This is a genomic window from Mesorhizobium sp. M0698 (assembly GCF_040320455.1).
Taxonomy (GTDB): Bacteria; Pseudomonadota; Alphaproteobacteria; order Rhizobiales; family Rhizobiaceae; genus Mesorhizobium.
The window spans coordinates 99,151-117,077 of record NZ_JAMYPQ010000008.1 but is presented as its reverse complement, the minus strand read 5'-3'; the positions used below and the strand labels follow the sequence as shown (position 1 = coordinate 117,077).

General features: G+C 62.4%; 14 protein-coding genes. 7 read left to right on the top strand and 7 right to left on the bottom strand.

Annotated features, from left to right (window positions below):
• Position 1: 1 nt before the first annotated feature.
• From NKI16_RS18030 to NKI16_RS18010, 5 genes are all read left to right on the top strand, one after another.
• On the top strand, positions 2 to 493 hold the full coding sequence (locus tag NKI16_RS18030; RefSeq protein ID WP_352923565.1) for an Lrp/AsnC family transcriptional regulator: 492 nt from the start codon (positions 2 to 4) through the stop codon (positions 491 to 493).
• A gap of 415 nt (positions 494 to 908) precedes the next feature.
• Entirely contained in the window at positions 909 to 2,402 is a 1,494-nt protein-coding gene (locus NKI16_RS18025) for an NAD-dependent succinate-semialdehyde dehydrogenase (protein WP_352569062.1), read from the top strand.
• 35 nt (positions 2,403 to 2,437) lie between these two features.
• Entirely contained in the window at positions 2,438 to 3,817 is a 1,380-nt protein-coding gene (locus NKI16_RS18020) for an aspartate aminotransferase family protein (protein ID WP_352569061.1), read from the top strand.
• Between the two features lie 9 nt (positions 3,818 to 3,826).
• Positions 3,827 to 4,975, top strand: a complete 1,149-nt coding sequence (locus tag NKI16_RS18015; protein ID WP_352782913.1) for an alcohol dehydrogenase family protein — start codon at positions 3,827 to 3,829, stop codon at positions 4,973 to 4,975.
• A gap of 218 nt (positions 4,976 to 5,193) precedes the next feature.
• On the top strand, positions 5,194 to 6,306 hold the full coding sequence (locus NKI16_RS18010; RefSeq protein ID WP_023677192.1) for a nucleotidyltransferase family protein: 1,113 nt from the start codon (positions 5,194 to 5,196) through the stop codon (positions 6,304 to 6,306).
• A 95-nt stretch (positions 6,307 to 6,401) separates the two neighbouring features.
• Here NKI16_RS18010 and NKI16_RS18005 read toward each other — a convergent pair whose 3' ends face one another.
• On the bottom strand, positions 6,402 to 7,778 hold the full coding sequence (locus NKI16_RS18005) for an aspartate aminotransferase family protein (protein WP_031211906.1): 1,377 nt from the start codon (positions 7,776 to 7,778) through the stop codon (positions 6,402 to 6,404).
• A 167-nt stretch (positions 7,779 to 7,945) separates the two neighbouring features.
• Here NKI16_RS18005 and NKI16_RS18000 point away from each other — a divergent pair, with 167 nt between their 5' ends.
• Together NKI16_RS18000 and ftsZ are read left to right on the top strand one after the other, a co-directional pair.
• Complete coding sequence (locus NKI16_RS18000; RefSeq protein WP_023677190.1) at positions 7,946 to 9,064, top strand: NAD(P)/FAD-dependent oxidoreductase; 1,119 nt, start codon at positions 7,946 to 7,948, stop codon at positions 9,062 to 9,064.
• A gap of 221 nt (positions 9,065 to 9,285) precedes the next feature.
• Positions 9,286 to 10,293 carry a cell division protein FtsZ gene (gene ftsZ / locus NKI16_RS17995; protein WP_023677189.1) on the top strand — a complete coding sequence of 336 codons (1,008 nt, stop codon included), beginning with the start codon at positions 9,286 to 9,288 and terminating at the stop codon, positions 10,291 to 10,293.
• Between the two features lie 43 nt (positions 10,294 to 10,336).
• On the opposite strand, the gene NKI16_RS17990 is transcribed toward ftsZ, so the two are convergent.
• The 6 genes from NKI16_RS17990 to NKI16_RS17965 form a co-directional block, all read right to left on the bottom strand.
• Positions 10,337 to 11,353: a phosphotransferase family protein gene (locus NKI16_RS17990; protein ID WP_031211905.1), complete on the bottom strand. Its 1,017-nt coding sequence runs from the start codon at positions 11,351 to 11,353 to the stop codon at positions 10,337 to 10,339.
• Positions 11,354 to 11,360: 7 nt separating this feature from the next.
• Positions 11,361 to 12,602, bottom strand: a complete 1,242-nt coding sequence (locus NKI16_RS17985) for an acyl-CoA dehydrogenase family protein (protein ID WP_031211904.1) — start codon at positions 12,600 to 12,602, stop codon at positions 11,361 to 11,363.
• Positions 12,603 to 12,824: 222 nt separating this feature from the next.
• Complete coding sequence (locus tag NKI16_RS17980; protein ID WP_031211903.1) at positions 12,825 to 14,966, bottom strand: beta-galactosidase; 2,142 nt, start codon at positions 14,964 to 14,966, stop codon at positions 12,825 to 12,827.
• 18 nt (positions 14,967 to 14,984) lie between these two features.
• Entirely contained in the window at positions 14,985 to 16,124 is a 1,140-nt protein-coding gene (locus NKI16_RS17975) for an ABC transporter ATP-binding protein (RefSeq protein WP_023677185.1), read from the bottom strand.
• 61 nt (positions 16,125 to 16,185) lie between these two features.
• Positions 16,186 to 17,037, bottom strand: a complete 852-nt coding sequence (locus NKI16_RS17970) for a carbohydrate ABC transporter permease (protein ID WP_352621439.1) — start codon at positions 17,035 to 17,037, stop codon at positions 16,186 to 16,188.
• Entirely contained in the window at positions 17,037 to 17,921 is an 885-nt protein-coding gene (locus NKI16_RS17965; RefSeq protein WP_023677182.1) for a carbohydrate ABC transporter permease, read from the bottom strand. Before NKI16_RS17965 ends, NKI16_RS17970 begins: the two co-directional genes overlap by 1 nt.
• Positions 17,922 to 17,927 lie beyond the last annotated feature (6 nt).

Sequence of the window (17,927 nt, the reverse complement as noted above, 5' to 3'; positions counted from 1 at the left end):
CATGGCTGCAGCGAAACTCGATCCGATCGATATGAAAATCCTCGACGCCGTCCAGCGCGACGGGCGCATCACCAAGCTGGCGCTGGCCGAGAAAGTCGGCCTGTCGCCGACGCCGTGCTGGATGCGGCTGCGCAAGCTGGAAAAGGCCGGCATCGTCTCGGGCTACCATGCCAGGATCGCCATGCGCGCCATCGCGCCGGTCGCTACCGTGCTGATGGAGGTGACGCTGGCTAGCCACCGCCAGGCCGACTTCGACCGTTTCGAGCGCGTCATCCGCGACATCCCCGAGATCGTCGCCTGCTGGTCTGTCGGCGGCGGCGTCGATTACCTGCTGAAGGTGATGGCGCGCGACATCGACGCCTATCAGCGGCTGGTCGACACTCTGCTCGAGCGCGAGATCGGCATCGACCGCTATTTCACCTATATCGTCACCAAGACGGTGAAGGAGGAGAGTGTGCTGCCGGTGGCGGACCTGTTGCCGGCGCAGTCGTGAGGTCGATCTGCCGGACCACACGTCTAGGAGATTGGTCGAGACATTTGTTGCTTCGTCATCCTGGGGCGAAGCAAGGAGCGAAGTGACGCGGCGCAGACCCCAGGATCCATTCCGTGACATCAGGGCGCCGCCACGGCGCAGAATTCTGCTCCGCTGCATTCCCTCTGCGAAGGTCACGGAATGGATCCCAGGGTCTCCGCGACGGAGCTTCGCTCCTGCTTCGCCCAGGGATGACGAGGCTGAGGAGGTGCAGCCAATCTCTCCACGGTTTGCTACAGTCTGACGTACGGCCGGAGAGATCGTCTGCCCGCTCGGTGCAATAGAGACAATCTCTCTACGTGCAGGCACGCAAACAGCCTCTCTGTTTGCGCGGCAGAGATAGTCTTGCGGCATCACCCGAACCGGGAGCCCGATGATGTCCGCACATTTTGCCCGCTCGCACCGCCATGAAGCGCTTGATCGCCTTGCCGACCGGCGGCTGCTGCGCGAACTCGCCTATGTCGCTGGCCACTGGACGGCGAGCGAGACCGCGGAGAGTTTCGAGGTGACCGATCCGGCCACCGGATCCACCGTCGCTTTCGTTGCCGCGCTCGATGCCCGGCAGACCACATTGGCGATCGATGCGGCATCGCGCGCCTTTCCTGCCTGGCGCGCATTGCTGCCGCAGGAACGGTCGAAAATCTTGCGAAAATGGTTCGATCTGATCGTCGCCGCCAAAAATGACCTGGCCCTGCTGATGACGCTAGAACAAGGCAAGCCGCTGAAGGAATCGCGCGGCGAGATCGACTACGCCGCCTCTTTTGTCGAATGGTATGCCGAGGAGGCCAAACGCCTCAACGCCGAAAGCGTCACCAGCCATCTGCCAAACGCCGAGATGGTGGTGCGACGCGAACCGCTTGGTGTCGTCGGCGTCGTCACCCCGTGGAATTTTCCCGCGGCCATGCTGACCCGCAAGGCGGCGGCCGCCCTCGCCGCCGGCTGCACCATCGTCGCGCATCCTTCCTCGGAAACGCCGCTGTCTGCACTGGCGTTGGCCGAGCTTGGCGAACGTGCCGGCCTGCCGGCTGGCGTGTTCAACGCCCTCACCGGCAGGGCTTCGATCATCGTCGGGCGGATGTGCGAAGACCCGCGGGTTCGCGCCATGAGCTTCACCGGCTCGACCGAGATCGGCAGGTTGATCGCCGCGCAAAGTGCGCCGACGATGAAGCGTCTGGTGATGGAGCTTGGCGGTCATGCGCCTCTGATCGTCTTCGCCGACGCCGATCTCGACAAGGCTGTGACCATCGCCGTCGACGCTAAATTCGCCACCTCCGGCCAGGACTGCCTCGCCGCCAACCGCATCTATGTCCAGCGTCCGATATACGATCGGTTCTGCGCTGCTTTCGCTAAACGCGTCGAGGCATTGCGGGCCGGCAATGGCCTCGCTGACGACACCGAAATCGGACCCTTGATGCACGAACGCGCGGTCAAGAAGGTCGAGGAGCAGGTGGCCGATGCGCTCGCCAAAGGCGCGCGTTGCCTGACCGGCGGCAAGCGCCATCCTGCCGGGCCGCTGTTCTACCAGCCGACCCTGCTGGCCGACGTTGGAGACGACGCTTTGATCATGCGCGAGGAGACCTTCGGTCCGGTTGCGGCAGTGACGCCTTTCGACAGCGAAGACGAAGTCGTCGCCCGCGCCAATGCGACAGAGTACGGCCTGGTCGCCTATGTCGTGACTGAAAACGGCGGTAGGCAATTGCGCATCGGCCGCGCGCTCGACTATGGCATGGTCGCCATCAACCGCGTCAAGATCACCGGCGCGCCGGTCCCGTTCGGCGGCGTCAAGCAGTCCGGCATCGGCCGCGAGGGCTCGCGTCACGGGCTCGAAGCCTTTACCGACTTCAAATATCTCTGCCTCGACGTGGCGTAACGCCCCGTCAGGCTTTTGCTTTCAAGGAGTAAAAAATGCTCGACCAGTCCAACGAACTCGCCGCCTGGGATCGCGATCATTTCTTCCATCCCTCGACCCATATGGGCACGCATGCGCGTGGCGAGAGCCCGACGCGTGTGATCGCCGGTGGCGAAGGCGTCACCATCTGGGACAATAACGGTCGCAAGAGCATCGATGCCTTCGCCGGACTCTACTGCGTCAATGTCGGCTATGGCCGCCAGAAGATAGCCGACGCCATCGCCGCGCAGGCCAAGAACCTCGCCTATTACCACGCCTATGTCGGCCACGGCACCGAGGCATCGATCACGCTTTCCAAGATGATCATCGACCGCGCGCCGCAGGGCATGTCGAGGGTCTATTTCGGCCTCTCCGGTTCCGATGCCAACGAAACCAACATCAAGCTGATCTGGTACTACAACAACGTGCTCGGCCGGCCGGAGAAGAAAAAAATCATCTCGCGCTGGCGCGGCTATCACGGCTCCGGCATCATGACCGGATCGCTGACCGGCCTCGACCTGTTCCACAACGCCTTCGACCTGCCCCGCGCGCCGGTCCTGCACACCGAGGCGCCCTACTATTTCCGCCGCGCCGACCGCTCGCTGAGCGAGGAGCAGTTTTCGCAATACTGTGCCGACAAGCTCGAGGAGATGATCCTCGCCGAAGGGCCGGAAACAGTCGCTGCTTTCATCGGCGAGCCGATCCTCGGCACCGGCGGCATCGTGCCGCCGCCGGCCGGCTACTGGGTAAAGATCCAGGCGGTACTGAAGAAGTACGACGTGCTGCTGGTTGCTGACGAGGTCGTCACCGGCTTTGGCCGGCTGGGCACCATGTTCGGCTCCGACCATTACGGCATCAAGCCTGACCTGATCACCATCGCCAAGGGCCTGACCTCGGCCTATGCGCCGCTCTCCGGCGTCATAGTCTCAGACAAGGTCTGGCAGGTGCTCGTCCAAGGCTCCGACAAGCTCGGCTCGCTCGGCCATGGCTGGACCTATTCGGCGCACCCGATCTGCGTCGCCGCCGGCGTCGCCAACTTGGAACTGATCGACGAGATGGACCTAGTGCGGAACGCCGGCGAGACCGGCGCCTATCTCCGCGCCGAGCTGACGAAAGCCGTCGGCGGCCACAAAAACGTCGGCGAGGTGCGCGGCGACGGCATGCTGGCGGCGATCGAGTTCGTCGCCGACAAGAACGATCGCGTGTTCTTCGACGCCACGCAAAAAATCGGGCCGCAGGTCGCGACCACCCTTGCGGCAAGCGGCGTCATCGGCCGGGCCATGCCGCAGGGCGACATTCTCGGTTTCGCGCCGCCGCTCTGCCTCACCCGCGAAGAGGCCGACATCGTCGTGTCGAAAACAGCCGATGCGGTGAAAAGCGTGTTTGCCGACATCTGAAGAACCGACATGAATGCCATGACCAAGACCCTCCCCGCCACCATGGCCGCCGTGCAGCTGATCGGTCACGGCGGACCGGAAAAGCTCGTCTACCGCACCGATGTGAAAGTGCCCTCGCCCGCCCGGGGCGAAGTGCTGATCAAGGTCACCGCTTGCGGCATGAACAACACCGACGTCTGGGTGCGCCAGGGCGCCTATGGAACGGAGGAGGATGCCGCCGCTGTGTCGACCTGGCGTCGTCAGGGCAATACGCTGAGCTTCCCGCGCATCCAGGGCACCGACACGGTCGGCAACATCGTTGCCGTCGGCGACGGCGTGTCGCCGGCCCGCATCGGCGAGCGGGTGATGGTCGATTTCTCCATCTACAATCGCGACGACGATTCACTCGCCGACATCGACTATATGGGCCACGGTCGAGACGGCGGCTATGCCGAATACCAGGCGGTGCCTGCAGAGAATGCCCATGTCGTCGATACCGATCTGAGCGACGTCGAGCTTGCCACTTTCTGCTGCGCCTATCTCACCGGCGAGCAGATGCTGGAACGCGCCGCATTGAAGGCCGGCGAGCGTGTGCTGGTCACCGGCGCCTCGGGCGGCGTCGGCTCGGGCATCGTGCAGCTGGCGCGGGCGCGCGGCGCCATTCCCTATGCGGTTGCCGGCAAGGGCAAGGAACAGGCCGTGCGTGACATCGGCGCCGAGGCGGTGATCACCCGTGGCGTTGCCGATCTGCCGGCCGCCGTCAGCGCGGCGACCGGGGGCCAGCCGATCGACGTGGTGGCCGATCTGGTCGGCGGCGCGATCTTCAACGACCTCCTGCGCATCTTGAGGCCCGAAGGCCGCTACACCACGGCCGGCGCGATCGCCGGCCCGGTCGTCCAGCTCGACCTGCGCACCATGTACCTGAAACAGCTCCAACTGCATGGCTCGAGCCAAGGCACGCGGGCGGATTTCCGCCGCATCGTGCGCTACATCGAGGACAAGAAAATCCGGCCGCTGGTCGGCGGCGTCTACAAGCTGTCCGATTTCCATCGCGCCCAGGCGGATTTCATCGGCAAGGATTTCGTCGGCAAGCTGGTGGTCGTTCCGGATGCGGCCGCCAAAATAGCGCGTCGACCACAAACGCCTATGACAGGCTCGGGCCGTTCGCGGACGCGGTGAGGTCGAGCGCCACATCCAAGCAGCGTTTTCGTGATGGCTTTGTTTATCTGAATGAGCAAAACCCATTCTGATTTGGCTGCACGCCGGCAACAAGGATTCCTGACCTCTCCTGCGGCATTATAAGGTTTTCGCGATTTTCTTATAACCCCCGCTTGCGTCCCTTGAGGTCATGGCGCTATAAGAGAACCGCATTTTTCTTATAACCGGAGCCGCCCGACATGAAGACGGTCGACCTCGTTTACCGCACGATGTATGCGGAACTCGTCCAGCGATCCTTGGACGCAGCCTTCGAAACGGATTTCCCTACGACGGGCAATCTCGTCAAGGTGCCCGTCAAGGGCAAGGTATACTGGTATTTCGAGGAAACGCAGCCGACGAAGACGCGACGGTATGTCGGGCCTGACAGCGATCCCGAGATTGCAAAACGCGTTGAATCCTTCCGTCAGATCAAGGACGACCTCCGCGCCCGCAGGAAGCTGGTATCCACGCTCGTGCGCGAGGCAGGGCTGACAGAACCCGAAAGGTTCACCGGGGATGTCGTCGAGGCGCTGGGGAAGGCTGGCATCTTCCGCTTGCGCGGCGTCCTGGTCGGCACAGTCGCCTTTCAGTCCTACGCGGGCTATCTGGGCGTGAAGCTGCCCGGTGCAGCGTTGCAGACGGGCGATGCAGACTTCGCCCTATTCCATTCCGTGTCGGCCGCGGTCGAGGACAGCCTGCCGCCCATCCTCGAAATCTTGAGGGAGATCGACCCAACCTTCAGGGAAATCCCTCACAGATCAGATCCCGGACACGCGACGCAATTCGAGAACGCAGTCCGATACAAGGTCGAGTTCCTTATACCGAACACGGGCAGCGATGACTACGCCGATCATGCAACCTCGATGCCGTCTTTGGGCGGTGCATCCGCGCAGCCTCTTCGGTTTCTCGATTTCCTGATCCACGAACCAATCAGAACTGTGCTGCTGCATCGATCGGGAGTGCCTGTCGTGGTACCGTCGCCCGGACGATATGCGGTTCACAAGCTGATCGTTGCCTCGCGCCGACAGAACAACGCAAACGGCGTGGGCAAGCGGGAAAAGGATGTCCACCAGGCAGCACTTCTGGTCGAGGCACTGGAAGCTACCCGTCGCCAGGACGATCTCGCCATCGCGTTTTCGGAAGCGTGGGACAGGGGGAAACATTGGCGTGAAGCGATACAAAAAGGACTTGGCTTGATTCCCCAGAAACAGCGTGGCGACGTCGAGGCGACGATCGTCAACGCACTTTCAGGAATCGCCGAGGAACTGGAAGGATTCAGCGGCTCATCTGCGAAAACAAAGCACGGAGACTAAACGGCAGCAACGGGTGTGGAGGGTAACCTTCTGCCAGCCGTCGCCGAGGCGTTTTTGTTTTTTTGTTTTCAGGTTTCAAAATCGACTTTGCCTATTCAGCTCTGCGATCGGACCTTCTTGGCGGCAGCCTCGAGCGACCGTTCAAACGCGTCGATCACCTGGTCGACCTGCGGCTCGGTGATGATCAGCGGCGGGCAGAAAGCCAGCGCATCGCCCATATTGCGCGAGATGACGCCGTTCTGCTGCATGAAGCCGTTGACGAGCCCGCCCAGTTCACCGGTCTTCCCCCACGGCGCCTTGTTCGCCTTGTCGCCGACCAGTTCGACCGCCGAAATCAGGCCGATGCCGCGCACCTCGCCGACAAGCGGGTGCGAAGCGAGCGTGCGCAGCCGCTTCTGCAAATGCGCGCCGACCGCACGCGCATTGCCGACAAGGTCGCGCTCCTCGATCAGCTTCAGGTTCTCGAGCGCGACCGCTGCCGCAACAGGATGGCCGCCGCCGGTGAAACCGTGGCCGAAGGTGCCGATACGGTTGCTTTCGTCGGCGATCGGCTCGAATACCTTGTCATTGATCAGCAGGGCTGAGATCGGCAGGTAGGACGAAGAGATCTGTTTCGACAACACCATGATGTCGGGCCTGATGCCGAAGGTCTGCGAGCCGAACATCTCACCTGTTCGGCCAAAGCCGCAGATCACCTCGTCGGCGACGAGCAGGATGTCGTACTTCGACAGGACCGCCTGTATCTTCTCCCAGTAGCCGGCCGGCGGAACGATGACGCCGCCGGCGCCCATGATCGGTTCGCCGAAGAAGGCGGCGATGGTTTCCGGTCCTTCGGCCAGGATCAGCTTTTCCAGCTCGTCGGCGAGCCGCGTCGAAAACTGCTCTTCGCTTTCACCCGGCAGCGCCTCGCGCCAATGGTGCGGCGTCGAGGTGTGCAGCACATTGGCGATCGGCAGATCGAACGAAATGTGGTTGTTGGGCAGGCCAGTCAGGCTCGCCGAGGCGATGGTGACGCCGTGATAGCCCTTCTTGCGGCTGATGATCTTCTTGCGCGCCGGCTGGCCGAGCGCATTCGACCGGTACCAGATCATCTTAATGGCCGTATCGTTGGCCTCGGAGCCGGAATTGGTGAAATACGCCTTGCTCATCGGCACCGGCGCCATCTGCACCAGTCTCTCGGCAAGATCGATCAGCGGCGAATGCGATTTGGAGCCGAAATCATGATAGTAAGGCAGCTTCGACATTTGCCGTACTGCCGCATCGACCAACCGCTTCTCCGAAAAACCGACCGCGACGCTCCAGAGCCCCGCCATCGCCTCGATATAGCGGTTGCCGGCAAGGTCCTCGACATAGATGCCGTCGCCCTTCTCGATGACGAGCGGCCCCGACTCCTGATGCTTGCGCGCATTCGTATAGCCATGCATGTGAAAGCTTATGTCGCGGGCTTCGGGTGAATTCGGTCGTGCGTCCATGACGGCTCCTGATGCTGCACGCGGAACAGTCCTGCCGCCGGTCCGGCTCGGCAGGTCCCCGTGCGTTATGCCGTTTGATGCATCTTTCTCGAACGGTATAGTGTCAAGCGCTTTCGGCAGGGCCAGCGGATGGATGGACGCATGCAGAACTTCGGCTTGACCTAACCGTGGACCATGTCGACTGCATTGTCGCCGGCGCCGGCGTTGTTGGCCTGGCGATCGCGCGAGAGATGGCGCAGCGCGGCATCGGTACGCTGGTCCTGGAAGCCGAGAGCGCTATCGGCACCGGGACAAGCTCGCGCAATTCCGAGGTCATCCATGCCGGCCTCCACTATCCGGTTGGATCGCTGAAGGCCCGGTTCTGCGTGGCCGGCCGGGAAAGACTCTATCGCTATTGCGAGGAGCGGGCGGTCCCACACGCGCGCTGCGGCAAGCTCATCGTTGCCACAAGTGCCGAACAGGAGCCGGTGCTCGCCTCAATCCGGGCCAATGCACGCGCTTGCGGGGCCGGCGACCTGGTGCCTTTGAGCGAAGCCGAGGCGCATGCGCTGGAGCCCAGCCTTAAGTGTACGGCGGCGTTGCTGTCGCCGGCCACCGGGATCATCGACAGCCATGCCCTGATGCTCGCCCTGTTGGGCGACGCCGAGGAGCACGGGGCGGCACTTAGTCTCAACACGCGCATCGCCTCCGGCCGCATCGAAGCAGGCCGCGTCGTGCTCGAGACGGTGGACGCTGCCGGCGGCGAGCGCTTCGAGATCGCCACTCCGCGTTTCGTCAATGCCGCCGGGCTTGGCGCCGCAGCACTTGCCGGTTCGCTTGAAGGGCTCAATCAGCAATTCGTGCCAAAGCTCCATTATGCCAAGGGCAATTATTTTTCGGTGGCCGGCCGGGCGCCGTTCTCGCGATTGATCTATCCGGTGCCCGAACCCGGCGGGCTCGGTGTTCATCTGACACTCGATCTCGACGGCGTCGCCCGCTTCGGGCCGGACGTCGAATGGACCGATCAACTCGACTATCGCGTCGACCCGGCTCGTGGCGAGCGCTTCTACAGCGAGATCCGCAAATACTGGCCGGACCTGGCCGATGGCAGCCTGCAACCCGCTTACAGCGGCATCCGGCCAAAACTGTCCGGTCCCGGTGAGGCCAATGCCGACTTCGTCGTCCAGGACGTGGCGGTGCACGGCGTGGATAGCCTGGTCAACCTGTTCGGCATCGAAAGCCCCGGCCTGACCTCCTGCCTGACGATTGCCGACCATGTCGCGCAGTGCCTCGCGCCGAAGTTGTAGCGTGCGGCGCCACGCGCCATGATCTGCACTGTATCAAGGCGCATTGCGTGAACTTTCAGACGCAAGTCGCCTATGAGGCACATCGCGCACTTGCAGCCCGCTCCGCGCTCTGATTCCCTGCATTCTGGGCTGTCCTGATTCGCACTGCCCGGTTCAGAGTTTTCGCAGTGCGCCCGGGACAAGCTTCCAGCGACCACTCGGCGTATCCAGGGAGAACGGCAATGAACACCGCGACGAGGCCGGTAATCTCGGAGATGAGGCCCAAGATCACCGTCGTCGGGGTCGGCGGCGGCGGCGGCAACGCCGTCAACAACATGATCGCCGAAGGCCTGCAGGGCGCGGAATTCATCGTCGCCAACACCGATGCCCAGGCCCTTGCCATGTCGAAGGCAACGAGGCTGATCCAGTTGGGCGCTCATATCACCGAAGGTCTCGGCGCCGGGTCCCTGCCCGAGGTCGGCCGTGCCGCGGCCGTGGAATCCATCGACGAGATCATGGATCACCTTGCTGGAACGCACATGTGCTTCGTGACCGCCGGCATGGGAGGCGGAACCGGCACCGGTGCCGCGCCTGTTATAGCGCAGGCAGCGCGGGCAGCTGGAATACTGACCGTTGCCGTCGTCACCAAGCCATTCGTCTTCGAAGGCAGGCGCCGCATGTACGCTGCCGATGAGGGCATCGAGCGCCTGCGCGAAAGCGCCGATACCGTCATCGTCATTCCCAACCAGAACCTGTTCAGGATCGCCGACGCCAGAACCACGTTCGCCGACGCCTTCGCCATGGCCGACCGGGTCCTCTATGCGGGTGTCGGCTGCATCACCGATCTGATCGTCAAGGAAGGCCTGATCAATCTCGACTTCGCCGATGTGAAGTCGGTGATGCGCGACATGGGCCGCGCCATGATGGGAACCGGCGAAGCCGCCGGAGAAGGCCGCGCCAAGAAGGCAGCGGAAGCGGCAATCGCCAACCCGCTGCTCGACGAAGCTTCGATGATGGGCGCCAAGGGCGTCCTTGTCTCGATATCGGGCGGCATGGACATGACGCTGTTCGAGGTCGACGAAGCCGCTACCCGCATCCGCGAGGAGGTCGACAACGATGCCGACATCATCGTCGGCGCCATCTTCGACAAGGCACTCGCCGGAAAATTCAGGGTGTCGGTCGTGGCGACCGGCTTGCGGCGTGGCCTGGAGATTCCACTGCTTGCCGAACCGGAAGTTCGCATGAACTGAACGCGTATCGCTGCAACTCGCGCAGCCGACTGCCAGCCTCGCGTCACCAGGGCCGCGCGCCGTCGATGACTTCCATGGCGCGTGCAGCAAAACGGCCGGCCAGCGGTGCCATGTCGGCCGCATCGGCCGCAATCGCGCTGCCGGCCAGCACGCGGTCGGCGATGCCGACGAAGATCACGGCAAAGCGGAACATGGCAAACACCAGATGGAACCGCTGCAGCGGCGCCGTCGGCACGGCGTGGGCGAAGTAATGATCGAGGAATTCGCGCTGTGTCGGAATCCCGAGGGCTACCTGATCAAGGCCGAGGATGCCGCCATATTCGTCCGATGAGGAATGCCAGGGCATTGAGCAGAAGCCGAGATCAGCAAGCGGATGGCCGAGGGTCGATAACTCCCAGTCGAGTATGCCGATCACCTCGGGCCGCTCGGGATTGAAGATGAGATTGCCGAGACGGAAATCGCCATGCGCGATCGAAACGTGGCCGTCATCTGGCGGAAGATGTCGCGGCAGCCATTCGGCGACGGCTTCGAGCGCGGCAATGCGCTCGCTCGGCGATTCCCGCAACTGTCTGGTCCAGCGCGCGATCTGTCGCTCAAAATAGTTCCCGGGACGGCCATAGTCGCCGAGCCCAACCTCTTCCGGCCGGACTGCGTGCAGCTTTGCCAGCGCCTCGGCCATGCCGAAATAGATGCCGCGCCGCTCGTCCGGCGCCAGTCCCGGCAACGCGCCATCGTGGAACACCCGGCCGTCGAGCCGCTGCATCAGATAGAACGGCGTGCCGAGCGGCTCGTCGCCGTCGTGATAGAGCACCGGCCGCGGCACCGGCACCTTTGTCGACGCTAGCGCCTTGATCACCCGGTACTCGCGATCGACCGCATGAGCGCTGCGCAGGATCGGTCCCGGAGGTTTCTTGCGCAGAACCATGCGGCGGCCGCCATAGTCGACGAAATACGTCGGGTTGGATTGGCCGCCGACGATCCGCTCAAGCGACATTTGGCCATCGCCAAAATGCGCTCTCAGAAAATCCTCCAGGCGTACTGGATCGAAATCCATCCTCATTGCCAGCTCAGCGGTTCCCGCCGCGACCTGTTTCGTCTTGTCTGCCGGCTTCGACATGCCAGCGCCAGAAGCCCGCACCTTCCTCGTTGAGAAAGCGGTTGAGCACCATCTTGTGGACCTCGTCGGCGCCGTCGACCAGGCGAGCCTGGCGGGCGTAGCGGTAGATCCATTCGAGTACAGTGTCTTTCGAATAGCCGCGGGCGCCGTTGATCTGGATCGCCACGTCGGCGGCGTCATGCAGCACGTTGGCGACCTGGATCTTGGCCATGGAGACCTCCTTGCGGGCAAAGCCGCCGCGATCGAGCTCCCAGGCCGCTTTCATCACCAGCAGCCGCCCGATCTCGATGCGCATGGCAAGGTCGCCGAGCATCAGCTGGATACTCTCACGGTCGGCCAAAAGCTGCCCGAAACCGCTACGCTCGGCGGCATAGGTGCGCGCGATCTCGATGCAGCGCTTGGCAAGGCCGAGCCAACGCATGCAATGGGTGAGCCGCGCCGGACCGAGCCGGACCTGTGTAACCATGAGGCCGCTGCCTTCGCCGGCAAGCACATCCTCGACCGGGACTTCAAGACCGTCGAATTCCAGCTCGCAATGGCCGCCATGTTCTTCCGGTCCCATGATCCCGATGCGCCGCAGGATCCGCCAGCCCGGCTGGTCCTTGTGGAACAGCAAGGCCGAAAGGCCGTGACGCGGATCGTCCGAAGTGCGCGCTATGAGAATGAAGTGGCTCGCCTCTTGCGCGCCGGTGATGAACCATTTGCGGCCTTTGACGACGTATCTGTCGCCGCGCCGTTCGGCTCTGGTCATGATCATCGACGGGTCGGAGCCGCCGCCCGGATGCGGTTCCGTCATTGCGAAAGCCGAACGCACCTTGGCCTCGACGATCGGCTTCAGCCATCTTTGCTTCTGCTCCGGCGTTCCCAACCGTTCCAGCATCATCATATTGCCATCGTCGGGGGCCGCGGAATTGAACACGACCGGACCGAAGATCGAGCGGTTCATCGCTTCATAGCAGACGGCCATATCCACCTTGGAAAGGCCGACCCCGCCGGTCTCGGGTTTCAGCTGCAGGCACCACAGGCCGGCTGCCTTCGCCTTGCCCCGCAGCGTTTCGAGCAGCGGCAGCGCGATGTTGCCATGGCCGTCGTAGGACGCCTTATCTGCCTCGAGCGGCAGGATTTCGCGCTCGACGAAATCGGCGATCCGGGTACGAAAGCTTTCGGTACGGACGGGAATCTCGAAATTCACGGCGCTCACAAAGATGAAACGAAACCCGCCATCGGCTCCGATGGTCGCTCGGCTACTGTAACTGCCGTCATTGAATGCGAGCAACAGCAGTGTGCTGGCGGAGCCTTGCGCACGTCAAAGCGCCGGTTCGATATGGACCGATGCCGGCGTGCTGCCGATGGCGGTCGAATTCCAGGATCAAAGAGTACTCAGGTTTCGTATCGCTAACGTCCGCGACAATGCTCAGATCAATTCGAGGACAGCGCAGCCATAGCCGTCCAGCGTCAACACTCCGGAGACAGGTCCTTCGCTATCGAGCAGGTTGCTGCCGAAGGGAACGCCGGTTACCGCAACGGGCGTGTCTTTGATGTTTTGCACGAACAGCAGCCGGCGTTCGTCATTCTCGCGCATCGTGACCTCGACGCCGTCCGGCAGATCCGGAACCAGAGGCTCCACATTCGCATCCACGAAAGTGCGCGTAGCGAGTTGAGCTGTCAGCTCCGGGGTTAGATAAGTGCCGACATAGAGCACACGGCCCTTGCCCACGGCGCGGGAGGTAATTGCAGGCGTTCCCGCCGCGTAGCGGTTCGACCAAACCCCTACAATTTCGACTTCCGGTTCGACTGCGAGGTTCTCGTAGAAATAACCGGCATCGAACTCGTGGTTTCCGACGGTAAAACGACGGATACGGCGGCTGGATTCGGCCGGCCTGTCGGGAGGAATGACGAGCCCGCCGGAGCGCGACATGGTATTGAACAGGCCATTGGCCCCAGGTGCCGCCAGCCGCCCGAAATCCTCGACGCGAACGCCGGTCAGCTTCGACAGCGACTGGCCCGGCGCTGTCTCGCGGATGACGTGGTTGTTTTCGTCGCGGGTTCCCGTGCGCGCGCCGATGATGACGGTACCGCCATTTTCGGCAAAGACTTGCAGCCGCTCGGTCCAGCTGTCCTTCCAGATCACCCAATGCGGCACGTAGAACACCTTGAGCCTCGACAGATCGTCTTCCGGGTGGATGAAGCCGCAGGCGATGCCGCGGTCATAGCAATACTGATGCAGCAAGATTGCATCATCCTGCGGACTTGGCAGGCCGATGGGGAAGGTCTTGTGGGCTTCCTGATTGTCGAAGTCCGAGCCGGCGATGCCGACATCCATCCGCACATGGGTGCCCAGGATCTTGTCTTTAAGCGCCGTCATCTCGGTGGCGAACTGCCTGGCTTCGTCATAGCGGCGGCGAGCGACATCATCGTGATCGATGATGCCCATCCAGTATATCTCGGCGCCGAAATGTGCGGGACGCCAGCGGAAGAACATGACCCCATCGGCGCCACGCGCAACCGACGACATCGCCATGCGTCGCATTTCGCCCGGCTCCGGCGTCAGCGTGCAGAAGCCCGGCTGGGCGCCAAAACCCGACTGTTGTTCCGGCACTATGTAGTTGCCGGAAAATCCCCTGCAGATGTCGAGATGCAGCGCCTGGATCTTGGCGTGATTGCCGAGGCGAAAGAACTCGTCATAGAGGAACGGATAGATGTCGTAGCCGACGAAGTCGAGATCGGTGGAGAATTGGCCGCGAAAGTCGATGTCACGCAATCCGCCGAGATTGTGGAAAATGAACCAACTGGCATTCGCTTTTCTCAGGATCTCGACCTGGTCGTGCTGGAACCGTGCTGTCGAAAAGGCGAGAAAACGGTGGTAGTCCTGGAGGTGACCGGGACCGGGAAAGGACGGGGAAAAATCCAGCGGGAAGACAATTTCGCCGAAATCGCCGTAAGCCGTCGCCCAGAAGTCGCCACCCCAGGCGAAATTCAGCCTGTCTATCGTCTGGTAGGTTTCCTGGAGATAAGCCTGGAATTCCTTCAACGCCGACGGCGAATAGGATTCCGGCATGCTGGTGTTGAGTTCGTTGTCGGTCTGCCAGCCTATGACATTTGCATTGTCGCGGTAGTGGTCCGCCATCGCCCTGGTAATCTTGCGGCTATAGTCGCGAAACACCGGGCTGCTGGTGTCGGCATACTGGCGCGAGCCGTGGCCCATCGACCGGCCATTTCCATCAAGCCGCAGGATTTCCGGATGCTTTGCGGTCAGCCAGCGCGGCGGAGTGGCGGTCGGCGTGCACAGGATCGTGTTGACGCCGTGACGCGCCAGCCCCTCGACTGCCCGGTCGAACAGGCCGAAATCGAAGGTGCCTTCACGCGGTTCGAAAATGTGCCAGGCGAATTCGCCGAGGCGGGCGACGTTGAAGCCGGCCTCGGCCATGCGCCGGGCGTCGTTGTCCCAGTAACTCTCGTCCACATGTTCGGGGTAGTGCGGCGCGCCGACCAGAAAGCGGTCGGTCTGGATCGTGCGCCAGACCGACACGGCGCGGCCTCTTGAAGTCTTGTTCACGAAGGATACTCCTGAAGATCAGTCGGTGATGGTGGATTTGCGGGCACTGATTGTCCGCTCATCGACAGAGGAAAAGAGATAGACGTCACGCGGCTCGACCTTAAAGCCGACGGTCGCGTCGGCAGCGACGGCACTCGCATGGCCGATCTGGACGGTGACGTTGCCGCTGCCGCTTTCAGAACTGACGCATTGCAGCGGGCCGGCGTCGGCATAGAGGATGGTCTCGCGGCCGAGATGCTCGACCAGCCGCACCCGTGCGGCAAAACTCGCTGTCCCTTCCGCGGCCAAGCTGATGCTCTCCGGCCGAATCCCCATCGTCACCCTATCGCCGACCTGTACGGATGCCGCTTCCGTCAGTTCGACAGTCAAAGGAGAAAGACCGGCGGTCGACAGCGTAGCGGCGCCGCCGGAGACAGCGGCGACGGTCACTTCGAAAAAATTCATTCGGGGTGCGCCGAGGAAGCCCGCGACGAAGAGATTGGCCGGATTGCGGTAGAGTTCGAGCGGAGCGCCCACCTGCTCGACCGAGCCGCGATTGAGCACGACGATACGGCTCGCCATTGTCATCGCCTCGGTCTGGTCGTGCGTGACATAGACCATGGTGGCGCCGAGCCTGGCGTGCAGATCGGAAAGCTCGACGCGCATCTGCGTGCGCAGCGCTGCGTCGAGGTTGGATAGCGGTTCGTCGAACAGGAACACGTCGGGCGAGCGGGTTATCGCACGGCCGATGGCCACACGCTGACGCTGGCCGCCGGAAAGCTGTTTCGGCCGCTTGTCGAGCTGGTCGGTAATGCGAAGGATCTTGGCGGCTCGCAGCACGGCGGCATCGATCTCGGCCTTGGGGCGATGCGCCATGCGCAGGCCGAAACCCATGTTCTCGGCGACCGTCATATGCGGGTAAAGCGCATAGGACTGGAAGACCATGGCAATGCCGCGCTCACCCGGCTCGGTGGTGGTGACATCGCGGTCGTTGATGAGGATCTCACCGGTCGAGACGGTTTCAAGCCCGGCAATGATCTTCAACAGCGTTGACTTGCCACAACCGGACGGCCCGACGGTGACAATGAACTCGCCCTGTTCGACGCTGAGATCGATGCCGCGCAGCGCGTGGTAGCTGCCATAATTCTTTTGTATCTGCCGGAGTTCAAGACTGGTCATGGAGCCCTGCTTGCGAAATGAGTTTCGGATCGGGTGGGCGACGCCTTGAAGCCATGGTCGCTCATCCCTTGACCGCTCCCATGGTGAGGCCGGTGATGAAGTGCTTCTGCATTAGGAAGAACATGGCAACCGGCGGCAAAGCCACGACGATGGTGCCAGCCGAGATCAGGTTCCAGGCCGAGACCCATTCGCCGCGCAGGTTGGCGAGGCCGGCGGTTACCGGTTTGACGGTATCGCTGATGGTGAGCACGACCGCCCAGAAATAATCGTTCCAGATGAAGGTGAAGAGCAGGATCGCCAGCGCCGCAAGAGCGGGCCGCACCAGCGGCACCACGACATGTACCAATGTCTGAAACGGTGTCGCGCCCTCGGCCCTGGCGGCCTGAAACAGTTCTCCCGGCAAGGCGGCGATGAAGTTGCGCATGAACAGTGTCGCAAACCCGGTCTGGAAGGCGATGTGGAAGATGATCAGGGCCGACATCGTGTCGTAGAGGTTGAGCCGCACCATGAGATCGCGCACCGGGATCATCATGATCTGGTGCGGCAGGAAATTTCCGCCGACGAACAGGGCGAAGACGAGCATATTGCTGCGAAACCGGTAGCGGGCGAGCACGAAACCGGCGAGCGTGCTCAAGATGAGAACGCCGATCACCGAGGGGATGGTGATCGTCAGGCTGTTGAGGAAGTAGCGGGCCATCGGCGTCTGGGTGAAGACCGCCGTGTAGTTTTCGACCAGGCCGAATTGGGTCGGCCAGCCCCACAGATTGCCGCCCATGACATCCTGCGTAGAGCGGAACGAGGTAAGAATGATGGCAAAGAGCGGCGCCAGCCAGACAATCAGGATGCCGACCACCAGCACGACATAGAGGCCACGCTGCCAAATAGCAGTTTCGGGAATCGGGCGGGGAAACATCAGCCGCCTCTTTCATCGGCGCGGATCATCCGCGTCAGGTACCAGGCGATGAAGACCGCCATGATCACGAACAGCACCGAGGCAATGGCCGCACCATAGCCGAAGCGGTAGGAAAAGATGGACTGCTCGAACATCTGATAGGCAAGCACCTCGGACGAACCGAAGGGACCGCCGCTGGTCATCACCGAGACCATGTCGAAGGAACGCAGTGCGCCGACGACGGTGACGGCGATGGCGATAAAGGTGACCTGCGTCAGCTGCGGTAACACGATGTGGCGCAGCATGTTCCAGCCCCTGGCGCCGTCGACCCGCCCGGCGCCGATCAGGTCCTCGCTGAGATTGTTGAGGCCGGCGAGATAGAGCACCATGCAGAAGGCTATCTGCGGCCATAACGCTGCGATCACGACGGCGAAGGTGACGAAATTTTCATCCGACAGCACTGCCGGGGCGGTCGCGCCGAAGGTGCGGAAGATCAGGGCGAGAAGTCCGAATTCTGGCGTATAGACCCAGGTGAAGACAACGCCGACGGCAACCGAAGCCAGCACCAGCGGAATGAAGAACAGCGATTTGAGGAGGCGCATGCCGCGGATTTTCTGGTTGACGAGCAGCGCGATGGCGAGGCCGAGCGGCGGCGCCAGCATGAACATCACCAACCAGATCAGATTGTTCTTCAGCGAAACATAGAACTGTGGGTCGGCGAACAATTCGCGGTAGTTGCCAAGGCCGATCCAGACCATCGGGCTGAATCCGTCCCATTCGTGCAGGCTGATCCATAGGCTCTCGACCGCAGAGGCCAGAATGACGACGGAAAACAGCACAGCGGCTGGCAGGATCAGAAGTGTCGGTGTCAACCACCAGCGATGGCGGCGCCAAAGCTTCGTCATTTTGGG

What these genes read in the sequence shown, in the direction of transcription:
- NKI16_RS18030 (WP_352923565.1), top strand. Translation starts at nt 2, where the DNA reads ATGGCTGCAGCGAAACTCGATCCGATCGATATGAAAATCCTCGACGCC.
- NKI16_RS18025 (WP_352569062.1), top strand. Translation starts at nt 909, where the DNA reads ATGTCCGCACATTTTGCCCGCTCGCACCGCCATGAAGCGCTTGATCGC.
- NKI16_RS18020 (WP_352569061.1), top strand. Translation starts at nt 2,438, where the DNA reads ATGCTCGACCAGTCCAACGAACTCGCCGCCTGGGATCGCGATCATTTC.
- NKI16_RS18015 (WP_352782913.1), top strand. Translation starts at nt 3,827, where the DNA reads ATGAATGCCATGACCAAGACCCTCCCCGCCACCATGGCCGCCGTGCAG.
- NKI16_RS18010 (WP_023677192.1), top strand. Translation starts at nt 5,194, where the DNA reads ATGAAGACGGTCGACCTCGTTTACCGCACGATGTATGCGGAACTCGTC.
- NKI16_RS18005 (WP_031211906.1), bottom strand. Translation starts at nt 7,778, where the DNA reads ATGGACGCACGACCGAATTCACCCGAAGCCCGCGACATAAGCTTTCAC.
- ftsZ (WP_023677189.1), top strand. Translation starts at nt 9,286, where the DNA reads ATGAACACCGCGACGAGGCCGGTAATCTCGGAGATGAGGCCCAAGATC.
- NKI16_RS17990 (WP_031211905.1), bottom strand. Translation starts at nt 11,353, where the DNA reads ATGAGGATGGATTTCGATCCAGTACGCCTGGAGGATTTTCTGAGAGCG.
- NKI16_RS17975 (WP_023677185.1), bottom strand. Translation starts at nt 16,124, where the DNA reads ATGACCAGTCTTGAACTCCGGCAGATACAAAAGAATTATGGCAGCTAC.
- NKI16_RS17970 (WP_352621439.1), bottom strand. Translation starts at nt 17,037, where the DNA reads ATGTTTCCCCGCCCGATTCCCGAAACTGCTATTTGGCAGCGTGGCCTC.
- NKI16_RS17965 (WP_023677182.1), bottom strand. Translation starts at nt 17,921, where the DNA reads ATGACGAAGCTTTGGCGCCGCCATCGCTGGTGGTTGACACCGACACTT.